This is a genomic window from Streptomyces sp. NPDC034049 (assembly GCF_055575575.1).
On sequence record NZ_JBVISJ010000012.1, the window covers coordinates 215,840 to 228,935 of the forward strand.

Genomic DNA, 13,096 nt, shown 5'->3' on the forward strand with positions numbered 1-13,096 from the left:
GCAGCCCCGAGCTATCAGGCACCCCCTAGAACCCTCGCGTCCGCTTCGCGGCCTTGCGCCCCGCCCGCGCGGCCCCCGGCAGGAACAGCCGGAACAGCTCGGACCCCAGGTTCACCCCGATCGCGATGGCCATCGCCAGCGCCGCCGCCTTCGTCAGCGACACCAGCCCCGCATCCACGTCGTTCTGCGCGAGCCCCAACAATCCGAAGTAGGTCGCCGATCCCGGCAGCAGCGGCCCGATCGCCGCGGTCGTGTAGGGCAGCGCGGAGGCGAACCGGTATCGCGACAGCAACTGCCCGAACAGGCCCACCAGCCCGGCCGCCACCGCCGTGGACGCCACCGGCGAGATCCCGCCCGCGTCGTGCATCGCCCCGTACACCGCCCAGGCCACACCGCCGTTGAGGGTCACCGCCAGCACGGTGGATCGTTCCTGCTGGAGCAGCAGCGCGAACGTCAACGACAGCAGCATCGACGCCCCGAGCTGCAACAGCGGCCGGTCCGCGCTGCCGAGCGCCGCGTCCGGATGCAGCTCGGCGCCCAGCTTCACACCGAAGTACAGGACGAGCAGCACCCCCACCACGATGCCCACGAAGAGGTACATGACCTCCAGGAGCCGCGCGGAGGCGGTGATGTAGAAGCCGGTCAGGCCGTCCTGCACACCCGCCACCAGCGCCCGCCCGGGCAGCAGTGCGAACAGTCCACCGGTGATGACGGCGGACGCCTCCACGTCCACGTGCGCCACGGTCAGCGTCACCCCGATCGCCGCCGGGGGCATCGCCGCCACCAGGAACTGGTAGAACTCCGGCAGCCCCCGCCCCGAGCACAGCCACGCCAGCCGGTCACCGAGCATCGCGCCGAGCGCCGCCGCGACGAACACGACCACGCCACCGCCGACCAGCACGGACGCGGCCCCCGCCAGCAGCCCGCTGGCCAGCGTCAGCGTCCAGCCGGGATAGGGGTGCCGGTTGCGCCGTATCTCCGCGAGCCGCCGGTACGCCTCCTCCAGCGAGATCGCGCTCTCCGGGTCGCTGAGGTCGTCCACCAGCCGGAAGACCGCCGCGAGCCGGGTGTAGTCGGTGGCCCGGCGCCGGACGATCCGGGACGCCGTGACCGGGTCGTCCACCAGCGACGGCTGGTGGGTGACCGACAACTGGGTGAAGGTCACCGTCGGCTCGCAGCGGTCGAGGCCGTAGGACCGGCACACGGCGAACATCGCCGCCTCCACGTCCTCCGCGCCCTCGCCGCCCGCCAGCAGCAGTTCACCGATCCTCAGGGTGAGGTCGAGCACACGCGGGACGGCGGGACCCGTGTCGCCCTCCACACGCGCCGGCGGCTCCGGCGCGGGCCGCTCCGCCACCGGCATCCGCAGCATCGTGCGCATCCGGTCCTGCCAGGGCACGTCCTTGGTCAGACTGACGGCCGGGATCCCACCGGCCGGCGTGAACGCGACCGGCGCGTGCCGAGCGCTGTAGGTCCGCGGCACGCTGAACGCCGACCCCTCGTGCTCGTCCGGGACCCCCTCCGGCGGCGCCAGCCCGTCCGGCAGGGCGAACTCGGAGGTCGTCTGCGCCTCGGCCTCCGCCCCCGCGGCCGGTACGTCCAGCCCCGCCGGGATCGCGAACTCCGAGGTCACCGACGCGTCACCGTCGATCCCCAGAGCGAATCCCACCGGCGCGAAGGCACTGCCCGACTCGTCCGACACCGGCTTGCGGTCCTCCAGCGGCCCGCTGTTCCCGGGCTTCGTCACTCCCACTCCGCCGCGCTCCCTGTACGACACCTCACGTACGCCTCAGTATGCGCACCGATACACACGGACACGCGAACGGGCCACGCGCCCCTCCTGGGGACACGCGGCCCGTTCGCGGAATCGATCGGCAAGGCAGCCGAAGAACTCAGGCGGGGTCAGTGACCGCCCTGCTCCTTGAAGCGCTTGTACGACTTCTCGACCTCGGCCTCGGCCTCGGCGCGGCCGACCCAGTCGGCGCCCTCGACGGACTTGCCGGGCTCCAGGTCCTTGTAGACCTCGAAGAAGTGCTGGATCTCCAGGCGGTCGAACTCCGAGACGTGGTGGATGTCACGCAGGTGCTCCACACGCGGGTCGGTCGCCGGGACGCACAGCAGCTTGTCGTCGCCGCCGGCCTCGTCCGTCATCCGGAACATGCCGATCGCGCGGCACTTGATGAGGCAGCCCGGGAAGGTCGGCTCGTCAAGAATGACCAGCGCGTCCAGCGGGTCGCCGTCCTCGCCGAGGGTGTTCTCGACGAAGCCGTAGTCGGTCGGGTAGGCGGTCGAGGTGAAGAGTCGACGGTCCAGGCGGATCCGACCGGTCTCGTGGTCCACCTCGTACTTGTTCCGCGAACCCTTCGGAATCTCGATCGTGACGTCGAACTCCACCGGTGGCTCCTCCATGATCAACACATAGTTCTGGTGGTTAAGTGTCCCTCACGCAGGTGTGTGATCGCGAAAGGGGCTGGTGGTCGTGCGGGAGCCGAAGGTCTGGCGGGCCGCGAGACCGCGCGTGGTGCGGGTGGTGCACGGCGTGAAACCGGGGTTCGTGCGCGTCACACGCGCCGTGAAGCCCGGTGCCGCGCGCGTCGCACAGGTGGTGAAACCCGGCGTCGTACGCGTCACGAGCGCCGTCACGGCACGCTCTTCGCAGCTCACAGGGAGAGCGAAGAAGCTCACGACCCTCCAGTTCACCGCCGGCGCGGCCACCCTGGGGCTGGTGTTCTCGGCCGGGGCGGTGGCCGCCGCCGGACCCTGGGACTCCTCCGGTCAGCGTACGGCCGAGCGCGACTGGGCGGCATCGCCCGAAGGCCAGGGTGGCGCAGATCACGGACGTGATTCCGGTACGTCGTCCGGTAGCGCGGCGGGGGCGCCCAAGCCCGCGCCGAGCGCCCCCTCCGTCCTGGCCGGCCTCGGCGGAGTCTCGGGCACCGGCTCCGTGCCCGATTCCGCCGCTCTCGCGGCCCGCCTGGACCCGCTGCTGACATCCTCCGTCCTGGGCCCCCGCCGCGCGGCCTCCGTCGTCGACGTCGAGACCGGCGAGCAGCTGTACGCCCAGAACGCGGACGACGCCCTGACCCCCGCCTCCACCACCAAGATCGCCACGGCCGCCGCCGTCCTCTCGGCGGTCGGCCCCGACCACCGCATCGAGACCCGCACGGTGCTCGCCCCCGACTCCGCCGAGGTCGTCCTCGTCGGCGGCGGCGACCCCACCGTCACCGCCCACGAGGACACGGACGGCTACGCGAGCCTGCGCACCCTCGCCGACGAGACGGCCGCCGCCCTCGACCGGCGTCACCTGAACGAGATCACCCTCGCTCACGACACCTCCCTCTACGAGGGCCCCGAGCAGCACACCATCGGCCCGAACCCCAACCTCGCCCTGGTCGTCCCGCTGATGGTCGACGAGGCCCGCCTCGACGACTCCTCCAGCGGCCAGGCGGCCCGCGACCCGGACCCGGCGGGGGACGCGACCGCCGAGTTCGCGGACCTCCTGGAGGACCGGGGCGTCAAGGTGAGGACCGGGGGCTCCGCCAAGGCCCCGAAGAACGCGAAGGAACTCGCCTCGGTCTCCTCGCCGCCCCTCTCCACCCTGGTCGAGCGCATGCTCACCAACAGCGACAACGACATCGCCGAGGCCCTCGCCCGCCAGGTCGCGCTCGCGACGGGCGAGCAGCCGAGCTTCGAAGGCGGCGCGGCGGCCATCAAGAAGGAACTGAAGAATCTCGAAGTGCCCCTGGAGGGCGTCGAGTTCGCGGACGGCAGCGGCCTCAGCCGGGACAACGCCCTGACCCCCGCCCTCCTGACCGCCCTCCTCGCCAGGTCCGCGGCCCCCGACCACCCCGGACTCCGCCCCGTCCTCACCGGCCTCCCCGTCGCCGGCTTCACCGGCACCCTGCGCAACCGCTACCCCAGCGACGCCGGCGGCACCGGCGTCGTCCGCGCCAAGACCGGCACCCTCAGCAACGTGAACACCCTCGCCGGCACCGTCGTCGACGCCGACGGCCGCCTCCTCGCCTTCGCCTTCCTCGCCACGGAGACCCCCCTGGAGAACACCGACCCGGCCAAGAAGGCCCTGACCGACGCGACCTCGGCCCTGGCGACCTGCGGCTGCCGCTGAGGGGGAAGGCAGGGCGCAGCCCATGCCTTCAGGGGCGCGGGGAACCGCGCGAGAACCCCCACCCACCGGCACCCAGGTCACAACCGCACCCACCCCCACCCCACGGCCTGCCCCAAGCGGCAGCGCTCACGTACGGTTGACAACATGACTCGTATCGGTGGTGCCGAGATGGTCGACTGGAATCTCGCGGTGGCGACCGCGACCCGGCTCGTACGGCCGGGCCCCGAGGTGAGCCGCGACGAGGCCAGGGCCATCGTCGCCGAGCTTCGCCGGCACGCGAAGGCCTCGGAGGAACACGTCCGGGCCTTCACCCGGATGCTCCCCGACACGGGCGACGACACCCCCGTGCTCGTCGTCGACCGGCCCGGCTGGGTCCGGGCCAACGTCGCCGGCTTCCGGGAACTGCTGAAGCCCCTCCTCGACAAGATGCAGGAACGTCGCGGCAACACCCCCGGCGGAGCCGTCCTCGGCGCGGTCGGCGGCAAGGTGACCGGCGTGGAGCTGGGCATGCTCCTGTCCTTCCTGGCCTCCCGGGTCCTCGGCCAGTACGAGACCTTCGCCCCCGCGAGCCGCGAACTGCCCGCCGGCGAGAACGGCGGCGGCCGACTCCTGCTCGTCGCCCCGAACATCGTGCACGTGGAGCGCGAACTCGACGTACAGCCCCACGACTTCCGCCTCTGGGTCTGTCTGCACGAGGAGACCCACCGCACGCAGTTCACGGCCGTCCCCTGGCTGCGGGACCACCTCGAGGGTGAAATCCAGTCGTTCCTCGGGGAGACCGAGGTCGACCCCTCGACCTTCCTGGAGCGCGTCAGGGAGGCCGCCCAGTCACTCGCGGGGGGCCGCCCCGAGGGCGAGGTCGGCGACGACGGTCACTCGATCGTGGAGTTGGTGCAGACCCCCGCCCAGCGGGAGATCCTCGGCCGGCTCACCGCCGTCATGTCCCTGCTGGAGGGCCACGCCGACTTCGTGATGGACGGCGTCGGCCCGGCCGTCGTGCCCTCGGTCGCCGAGATCCGCGAGAAGTTCCAGCAGCGCCGCGCCAAGGGGGCCTCCCGCCTCGACCAGGCCCTGCGCAAGCTGCTGGGTCTCGACGCCAAACTCCGGCAGTACCGGGACGGCGAGCGGTTCGTACGGGCGGTCGTCGAACAGGTCGGTATGGACGGTTTCAACCGGGTGTGGACCTCGCCGAACACCCTGCCGACCAAGGCGGAGATCGCCAAACCGGCGGACTGGGTCGCGCGGGTGCATCGCAAGGCGGAGTCGTGAGCCGCGCGTGAGCGTGGTGAACGAATCCGGCCGACGGCAGGCGAACGCCCCTCCAATCACCCGTCCGAGGGACCGTGAGCGAGGGGTAGGCGTGCAATGCTCGGGGAACGGCCCGGTTCTGTCACCATCTACACACTCTGAGTGACCGAACTCGGGCTCACCCCCCGACAATTTCATGAAGGGAACCGGACATGGGTCCCCACCCCGCGGTCGCGGCGATACGCCTGGCGGTCCGCCGCGTACTCCACGACCTCCTCACCGAACACCACACGAACACCACCCTCCACGCGCCCGCCCACGCGCTCCCGGGCGCGCCCTCGGACCCCGGCGCACCACCGGTGCCCACGCCCCCCGCGGCCGTACCTCCCGGGGCCGTGCCCGTCGAGGTCAGGCGTGGCAGTCCCGCGCGCCCGGGTGCCGCACGCGCGGGCTCCGAGGCGCACGAGCAGCCGCTCGTGCTCGTGGCGTGCTCCGGTGGCGCCGACTCCATGGCCCTCGCCTCCGCCCTCGCCTTCGAGGCCCCCAAGCTCGGCGTCCGCGCCGGCGGCATCACCGTCGACCACGGTCTACAGCCCGGCTCCGACCTGCGCGCCGAGGAAGTCGCCCTGCGCCTGCGGGAACTCGGCCTCGACCCGGTCGAGTCCGTCGCCGTCACCGTCGGCCGCGACGGCGGGCCCGAGGCCGCCGCCCGCGACGCCCGCTACGCCGCCCTGGACGCCGCGGTGGAGCGCCATGGCGCAACCGCCGTCCTCCTCGGCCACACCCGCGACGACCAGGCCGAGACCGTCCTCCTCGGGCTCGCCCGCGGCTCCGGCATCCGCTCCCTGTCCGGCATGGCCGCGGTCTCGGGGGCCGACGGCCGTTACCGGCGCCCCTTCCTCCAGCTCGACCGGCAGACCGCCCGCAAGGCCTGCATGGTCCAGTCGCTGCCCGTCTGGGACGACCCGCACAACACCGACCCCGCCTACACCCGCTCCCGGCTCCGCCACGAGGGCCTGCCCGCCCTGGAGAAGGCGCTCGGCAAGGGCGTCGTCGAGGCCCTCGCCCGCACGGCCCGGCTCTCCCGGGACGACGCCGACGCCCTCGACAGCTGGGCCCGCCAGGCCGAGCCCGCCGTCCGTGACGCCGCGGGCCTGCTGGAGTGCGCCAAGCTCTACGCCCTGCCGCCCGCGGTGCGCCGCCGGATCCTGCGCCGGGCCGCCATCGAGGCCGGTGCCCCGGCGGGTTCCCTCTTCGCCCGGCACATCGAGGAGATCGACCGTCTGATCACCGGCTGGCGCGGTCAGGGGGCCATCAATCTCCCCGGCCGGGTCGTCGCCCGGCGGCAGGGTGGCAGACTGGTGATTCGGCAAGGCTGAAACCGGACGCCGACGGGGCCCGCGCGACGGGCCCCGAACCCCCCGCAAGGGACGCGGGCGTCCGGGAGCGGCCCGGGACGACCGAAAGTGATGCGGGTGGACGCGAAAGACATGGGCACCGACCTCAAAGAGGTGCTCATCACCAAGGAAGAGATCGACGCGAAGCTGGTTGAGCTGGCCGCGAAGATCGACACGGAGTACGCGGGCAAGGACCTGCTGATCGTCGGTGTCCTCAAGGGCGCGGTGATGGTCATGGCGGACCTCGCCCGGGCGCTGTCCACCCCGGTCACCATGGACTGGATGGCCGTGTCCTCCTACGGCGCGGGCACCCAGTCCTCGGGCGTGGTGCGGATCCTCAAGGACCTCGACACCGACATCAAGGGCAAGCACGTCCTGATCGTCGAGGACATCATCGACTCCGGGCTGACGCTGTCCTGGCTGATCTCCAACCTCGGCTCCCGCGAGCCCGAGTCCCTGAAGATCTGCACGCTGCTGCGCAAGCCCGACGCCGCGAAGGTCTCCATCGACGTGGAGTGGGTCGGCTTCGACATCCCCAACGAGTTCGTCGTGGGCTACGGCCTCGACTACGCCGAGAAGTACCGCAACCTCCCGTTCGTCGGTACGCTCGCGCCCCACGTCTACGGCGGCTGAACCAACCCCCGTAAGACGCTCGGGAACCCCAGCGGGTTTCGCGCCGTTGGAGCATGCGAGGACGGTATTGACAGCGGTCCGCTGCGGCTTCGTGTGACAAAGCTGGGGTACCGTCCGAAGAACAGTCTTTTATCAAACTCACTATGGCAGGAGGGACGGGGCGGCACCGCTCCGTATGGATGGACGTGAAGCGATACTTCCGTGGGCCAGTCATGTGGATCGTGCTGGCCGTCCTTGCCGTGGTCGTGTTGATGCAGGTCGTCGGCTCGTCCGGCGGCTACAAGACGGTGGACACCGGCCAGGTGGTCCAGGCGATCAATGACAACAAGGTCAAAGAAGCCAAGCTGACCACCGGCGAAGAGTCGACCATCAAGGTTCAGCTCAAGGACGGCCAGAAGATCGAGGGCAGCTCGAAGATCCAGGCGAGCTACATCGGCGACCAGGGCGTCACCCTCGCCAACACCTTGCAGGACAAGTTCCAGAACAAGCAGATCCCCGAGGGCTACACGGTCTCCCCGACCAAGCAGAACGCTTTCGTCGGCATCCTGCTGTCTCTGCTCCCCTTCGTCCTGATCGTGGTCGTCTTCCTGTTCCTGATGAACCAGATGCAGGGCGGCGGCTCCCGAGTCATGAACTTCGGGAAGTCCAAGGCCAAGCTCATCACCAAGGACACCCCGAAGACGACGTTCTCCGACGTCGCCGGCGCGGACGAGGCCGTCGAGGAGCTCCACGAGATCAAGGAGTTCCTCCAGGAGCCGGCCAAGTTCCAGGCCGTCGGCGCCAAGATCCCCAAGGGCGTGCTGCTGTACGGCCCGCCCGGTACGGGCAAGACGCTCCTCGCGCGCGCCGTCGCCGGCGAGGCGGGCGTCCCCTTCTACTCGATCTCCGGTTCCGACTTCGTCGAGATGTTCGTCGGTGTCGGTGCCTCCCGGGTCCGTGACCTGTTCGAGCAGGCCAAGGCGAACGCCCCGGCGATCGTCTTCGTCGACGAGATCGACGCGGTCGGCCGCCACCGCGGCGCCGGCCTCGGCGGCGGTCACGACGAGCGCGAGCAGACGCTCAACCAGCTGCTCGTCGAGATGGACGGCTTCGACGTGAAGGGCGGCGTCATCCTGATCGCCGCCACCAACCGCCCGGACATCCTCGACCCGGCGCTGCTGCGCCCCGGCCGCTTCGACCGCCAGATCGCGGTCGACCGTCCGGACATGCAGGGCCGTCTGGAGATCCTCAAGGTCCACCAGAAGGGCAAGCCGGTCGCGCCCGACGTCGATCTCGGCGCCGTCGCCCGCCGCACCCCCGGTATGACGGGTGCCGATCTCTCCAACGTCCTGAACGAGGCCGCGCTCCTCACGGCCCGCAGCGACAAGAAGCTGATCGACAACCACATGCTGGACGAGGCGATCGACCGTGTGGTCGCGGGCCCGCAGAAGCGGACCCGGATCATGTCGGACAAGGAGAAGAAGATCACCGCGTACCACGAGGGCGGACACGCCCTGGTCGCGGCGGCCTCACCGAACTCCGACCCGGTCCACAAGATCACGATCCTGTCGAGAGGCCGGGCCCTCGGCTACACGATGGTCCTGCCGGACGAGGACAAGTACTCGACCACCCGCAACGAGATGCTCGACCAGCTCGGGTACATGATGGGTGGCCGGGCAGCCGAGGAACTGGTCTTCCACGACCCGACCACGGGTGCCGCGAACGACATCGAGAAGGCCACCAACCTGGCCCGCGCGATGGTCACGCAGTACGGCATGACCGAGCGGCTCGGCGCCATCAAGTTCGGCGGCGACAACACGGAGCCGTTCCTCGGACGTGAGATGGCTCACCAGCGCGACTACTCGGAAGAGGTCGCCGCGCTGGTGGACGAGGAAGTCAAGAAGCTCATCGAGAACGCGCACAACGAGGCCTGGGAGATCCTGGTCGAGAACCGCGACGTCCTCGACAACCTGGTGCTCCAGCTGCTGGAGAAGGAGACGCTGGGCAAGGAGCAGATCGCCGAGATCTTCGCCCCCATCGTCAAGCGCCCGCCCCGGCCCGCCTGGACCGGCTCCTCCCGCCGCACCCCGTCCACCCGTCCGCCGGTGCTCTCCCCGAAGGAGCTCGCACTGACGAACGGCGCCAACGGCGCGGCTCCGGCGATCACCACCAAGGCGCCCGCCGAGGCGACCCCGGAGGAGAGCCCGGAGAGCTGACGCCGAACAGATGAGAACCGGCCACCGGGAGCCTGTCGGCTCCCGGCCGGTCCGCCTCGTCAGGCCCGGAATGATTGCCGCGTCCCCCTGGTTCTAGCCTGGGGGGCGCGGCATTTTCGTATGGCCGAAAGAGGGCCGCAAGAAGGCCGAGGACGAGACGCGTCATCCGTACGTGTCACAGGCTCAGGAGCGAGGCACGACATGACCGACCCCGTGACGCTGGACGGCGAGGGCACCATCGGCGAGTTCGACGAGAAGCGTGCCGAGAACGCCGTACGAGAACTTCTGATCGCCGTCGGCGAGGATCCCGACCGGGAGGGGCTGCGGGAGACGCCGGGGCGGGTGGCGCGGGCGTACAAGGAGATCTTCGCGGGGCTGTGGCAGCAGCCGGAGGATGTGCTGACCACCACGTTCGACCTCGGGCACGACGAGATGGTGCTGGTGAAGGACATCGAGGTGTACAGCACCTGCGAGCATCACCTGGTCCCGTTCCGGGGTGTCGCCCACGTCGGGTACATCCCCTCCACCAGCGGCAAGATCACCGGGCTGTCGAAGCTGGCGCGGCTCGTGGACGTCTACGCGAGGCGCCCGCAGGTGCAGGAGCGGATGACGACGCAGATCGCCGACTCGCTGATGGAGATCCTGGAGCCGCGCGGGGTGATCGTGGTCGTGGAGTGCGAGCACATGTGCATGTCGATGCGGGGCATCCGCAAGCCGGGCGCGAAGACCATAACGTCGGCGGTGCGCGGCCAGCTCAGGGACGCGGCGACCCGCAACGAGGCGATGAGCCTCATCATGGCCCACTGACCTCCCTCAGTCCCGGGAGCGGAGGACCGCGGCTGCTGCCGGGGGCCTAGGCTTGACGCATGAGCAAGCTGAACCGGCGTGGGTGGGTGGCCGGATTGCCCCGGTGGGACCGTTGTGCGGTCATGGGTGTCGTCAATGTCACCCCGGACTCCTTCTCCGACGGCGGCCGCTTCTTCGACACCACGGCGGCGGTCAAGCACGGCCTGGACATGGTCGGCGAGGGCGCGGACCTGGTGGACGTCGGCGGTGAGTCGACCCGCCCCGGCGCGGCCCGCGTCGACGAGGCGGAGGAACTGCGCAGGGTCGTCCCGGTCGTCCGTGGGCTGGCCTCCGAGGGCGTCACCGTCTCCGTGGACACCATGCGCGCGTCCGTCGCCGAGCAGGCCCTCGCCGCCGGCGCGGCCCTCGTCAACGACGTCAGCGGCGGACTGGCCGACCCCGCGATGATCCCGGTGGTCGCCGACGCGGGCGCCCCCTTCGTGGTGATGCACTGGCGCGGCTTCCTGGAGGGCGGCAACGTCAAGGGCGTCTACGCGGACGTCGTCACCGAGGTGCTGGACGAGCTGCACGCGCGCGTGGAGGCCGTGCTGGAGGGCGGCATCGAGGCGGACCGGGTCGTCGTCGACCCGGGGCTGGGCTTCTCCAAGGACGCCGAGCACGACCTCGCCCTCCTCGCGCACCTGGAGCGGCTGCACGGTCTCGGCCACCCCCTGCTGGTCGCCGCCTCCCGCAAGCGGTTCCTCGGGCGGGTGCTGGCGGGCTCCGAGGGCGCCCCGCCGCCCGCGCGGGAACGGGACGCGGCCACGGCCGCCGTGTCGGCCCTGGCCGCGCAGCAGGGCGCCTGGGCGGTCCGCGTGCACGAGGTCCGCGCCACCGCCGACGCGGTCCGGGTGTCCCGCGCCATCGAAGGGGCCCGGGAGCGGTGAGCGCTCCCCACACCGACGTCGAACAGGTCGAACTCGCCAACCGGGCCTTCTACGAGGCACTGGAACAGGGCGACTTCGAGACCCTCTCCGCGCTCTGGCTGGCCCCGGCCGACGTGGGCGTGGACGAGGAGTGGCACGACCCGGCCGAGACCGGCGTGATCTCCTGCGTGCACCCCGGCTGGCCGGTCCTCACCGGACGCGGCGAGGTGTTGCGCTCGTACGCGCTGATCATGGCGAACACGGAGTACATCCAGTTCTTCCTCACCGACGTGCATGTGTCGGTCACCGGGGACACCGCGCTCGTCACCTGCACCGAGAACATCCTCAGCGGGGGCCCGGCGCCGGACGACAGCGACGAGCTGGGGCCGCTCGTGGGGCAGCTGGTGGTCGCCACGAATGTGTTCCGTCGCACATCCGACGGCTGGAAGCTGTGGTCGCACCACGGGTCCCCGGTCCTGGCGGAGTCCGAGGACGACGACGCCGAGGAGTCACCCTCCTGAGTGGGCGGGTGGTCCGTGGGGCCCAAGGGGTGATTGGGAACAGGGGTGCGCGGGTAGGGGCGGCTTCCGACCCGTGAGCCGCCGCGTTCCCTCGGGGAAACGCTCGATGAACCCTGTCCGTACGGGAGTGGAATCGGGCCTTCCGCGGGTGAGCGCTGTCAGTGCCCGCAGGTAGATTCGAAGGTGGCCGGTGCGCCGACCGTGCTCGGACGAGGCGGAGGACACCGGCCGTTCCCGACGACTGCAGGAGTGATTCGCGTGGATCGTGTCGCGCTGCGCGGCCTCAGGGCCCGTGGGTACCACGGGGTGTTCCCGGGCGAACGCGAGGAGGGCCAGACCTTCGTCGTGGACCTCACGCTCGGCCTGGACACCCGGCCGGCCGCGGCCGACGACGACCTGGCGAAGACCGTGCACTACGGGATCGTGGCGGAGGAGGTCGTCGCCCTCGTGGAGGGCGAGCCGGTGAATCTCATCGAGACCCTCGCCGAGCGCATCGCCCAGGCGTGCCTGCGGCACGAGGGAGTTCAGGAGGCCGAGGTCAGCGTGCACAAACCGAACGCGCCGATCACGGTCCCGTTCGACGACGTGACCGTCACCATCACCCGGAGCCGAGTATGACCGCGTTCTTCACCGAGGGTCAGAGCGACCCGACCGTACAGCCGGTGCCGGCCTCCGTCGTGCAGAAGGTGGACGAGGCCGACACGACCCTGCACAACCCCCGCCGGGCCGTGATCTCCATCGGCTCGAACCTGGGCAACCGGCTGGAGAACCTCCAGGGCGCCGTCGACGCGCTGGAGGACACCCCGGGCGTCCGCATCAAGGCCGTGTCGCCGGTGTACGAGACCGAGCCGTGGGGGGTGGCGCCGGGCAGCCAGCCCTCGTACTTCAACGCCGTGGTGGTCCTGAAGACCACCCTGCCGCCCTCCTCGCTGCTGGAGCGGGCCCAGGCGGTGGAGGAGGCCTTCCACCGGGTGCGGGACGAGCGCTGGGGCCCGCGCACGCTGGACGTCGACATCGTGGCGTACGCGGACGTCGTCTCCGACGACCCGGCACTGACCCTGCCGCACCCGCGGGCGCACGAGCGGGCCTTCGTGCTCGCGCCGTGGCACGACGTGGAGCCGGAGGCCCAGCTCGCCGGCCGCGGCCCGGTCGCCCAGCTGCTCGACGACGTCACCCGCGAGGGTGTGTCGCCCCGCGCCGACCTGGAACTCCAGCTGCCCGAGTAGTCGTTAAGGTCTACCGGGTCGGGATCATCCCCGACACC

The 13,096-nt window shown here is 71.0% G+C and carries 12 protein-coding genes; 10 read left to right on the plus strand and 2 right to left on the minus strand.

Annotated elements, in window-relative coordinates; all coding sequences use genetic code 11:
- Positions 1 to 25 precede the first annotated feature (25 nt).
- Positions 26 to 1,747 carry a threonine/serine exporter family protein gene (locus ACZ52C_RS30500; protein WP_469077760.1) on the minus strand — a complete coding sequence of 574 codons (1,722 nt, stop codon included), beginning with the start codon at positions 1,745 to 1,747 and terminating at the stop codon, positions 26 to 28.
- Between the two features lie 155 nt (positions 1,748 to 1,902).
- A complete protein-coding gene (locus ACZ52C_RS30505; RefSeq protein ID WP_048819635.1) occupies positions 1,903 to 2,394 on the minus strand; it encodes an inorganic diphosphatase in 492 nt (163 codons plus the stop codon).
- Between the two features lie 79 nt (positions 2,395 to 2,473).
- Here ACZ52C_RS30505 and dacB point away from each other — a divergent pair, with 79 nt between their 5' ends.
- From dacB to folK, 10 genes are all read left to right on the plus strand, one after another.
- Positions 2,474 to 4,126, plus strand: coding sequence for a D-alanyl-D-alanine carboxypeptidase/D-alanyl-D-alanine endopeptidase (gene dacB, locus ACZ52C_RS30510; RefSeq protein WP_469077761.1), 1,653 nt, complete (start codon positions 2,474 to 2,476; stop codon positions 4,124 to 4,126).
- 144 nt (positions 4,127 to 4,270) lie between these two features.
- The gene (locus ACZ52C_RS30515; protein WP_469077762.1) at positions 4,271 to 5,395 is read left to right on the plus strand and encodes a zinc-dependent metalloprotease; all 1,125 of its coding nucleotides are present in this window, start codon (positions 4,271 to 4,273) and stop codon (positions 5,393 to 5,395) included.
- Between the two features lie 191 nt (positions 5,396 to 5,586).
- Positions 5,587 to 6,753: a tRNA lysidine(34) synthetase TilS gene (gene tilS / locus ACZ52C_RS30520; RefSeq protein ID WP_469077763.1), complete on the plus strand. Its 1,167-nt coding sequence runs from the start codon at positions 5,587 to 5,589 to the stop codon at positions 6,751 to 6,753.
- 90 nt (positions 6,754 to 6,843) lie between these two features.
- A complete protein-coding gene (gene hpt / locus ACZ52C_RS30525) occupies positions 6,844 to 7,404 on the plus strand; it encodes a hypoxanthine phosphoribosyltransferase (RefSeq protein ID WP_469077764.1) in 561 nt (186 codons plus the stop codon).
- A gap of 179 nt (positions 7,405 to 7,583) precedes the next feature.
- Positions 7,584 to 9,599 carry an ATP-dependent zinc metalloprotease FtsH gene (gene ftsH / locus ACZ52C_RS30530; protein WP_469077765.1) on the plus strand — a complete coding sequence of 672 codons (2,016 nt, stop codon included), beginning with the start codon at positions 7,584 to 7,586 and terminating at the stop codon, positions 9,597 to 9,599.
- 201 nt (positions 9,600 to 9,800) lie between these two features.
- Positions 9,801 to 10,406, plus strand: a complete 606-nt coding sequence (folE, locus tag ACZ52C_RS30535; protein ID WP_033524700.1) for a GTP cyclohydrolase I FolE — start codon at positions 9,801 to 9,803, stop codon at positions 10,404 to 10,406.
- Between the two features lie 59 nt (positions 10,407 to 10,465).
- A complete protein-coding gene (gene folP, locus ACZ52C_RS30540; RefSeq protein ID WP_469077766.1) occupies positions 10,466 to 11,332 on the plus strand; it encodes a dihydropteroate synthase in 867 nt (288 codons plus the stop codon).
- A complete protein-coding gene (locus ACZ52C_RS30545; protein WP_469077767.1) occupies positions 11,329 to 11,832 on the plus strand; it encodes a nuclear transport factor 2 family protein in 504 nt (167 codons plus the stop codon). Before folP ends, ACZ52C_RS30545 begins: the two co-directional genes overlap by 4 nt.
- 258 nt (positions 11,833 to 12,090) lie before the next feature.
- Positions 12,091 to 12,450 (plus strand): dihydroneopterin aldolase, encoded by a 360-nt coding sequence (gene folB / locus ACZ52C_RS30550; RefSeq protein ID WP_469077768.1) that lies wholly within the window; start codon positions 12,091 to 12,093, stop codon positions 12,448 to 12,450.
- Positions 12,447 to 13,058 (plus strand): 2-amino-4-hydroxy-6-hydroxymethyldihydropteridine diphosphokinase, encoded by a 612-nt coding sequence (gene folK, locus ACZ52C_RS30555; RefSeq protein ID WP_469077769.1) that lies wholly within the window; start codon positions 12,447 to 12,449, stop codon positions 13,056 to 13,058. The genes folB and folK overlap by 4 nt, the downstream gene beginning before the upstream one ends.
- Positions 13,059 to 13,096: the final 38 nt, after the last annotated feature.

Excerpts from the sequence above, each read along its gene's own strand:
- ACZ52C_RS30515 (WP_469077762.1), top strand. The coding sequence starts at position 4,271 with ATGACTCGTATCGGTGGTGCCGAGATGGTCGACTGGAATCTCGCGGTG.
- tilS (WP_469077763.1), top strand. The coding sequence starts at position 5,587 with ATGGGTCCCCACCCCGCGGTCGCGGCGATACGCCTGGCGGTCCGCCGC.
- hpt (WP_469077764.1), top strand. The coding sequence starts at position 6,844 with ATGCGGGTGGACGCGAAAGACATGGGCACCGACCTCAAAGAGGTGCTC.
- ftsH (WP_469077765.1), top strand. The coding sequence starts at position 7,584 with ATGGACGTGAAGCGATACTTCCGTGGGCCAGTCATGTGGATCGTGCTG.
- folE (WP_033524700.1), top strand. The coding sequence starts at position 9,801 with ATGACCGACCCCGTGACGCTGGACGGCGAGGGCACCATCGGCGAGTTC.
- folP (WP_469077766.1), top strand. The coding sequence starts at position 10,466 with ATGAGCAAGCTGAACCGGCGTGGGTGGGTGGCCGGATTGCCCCGGTGG.
- folK (WP_469077769.1), top strand. The coding sequence starts at position 12,447 with ATGACCGCGTTCTTCACCGAGGGTCAGAGCGACCCGACCGTACAGCCG.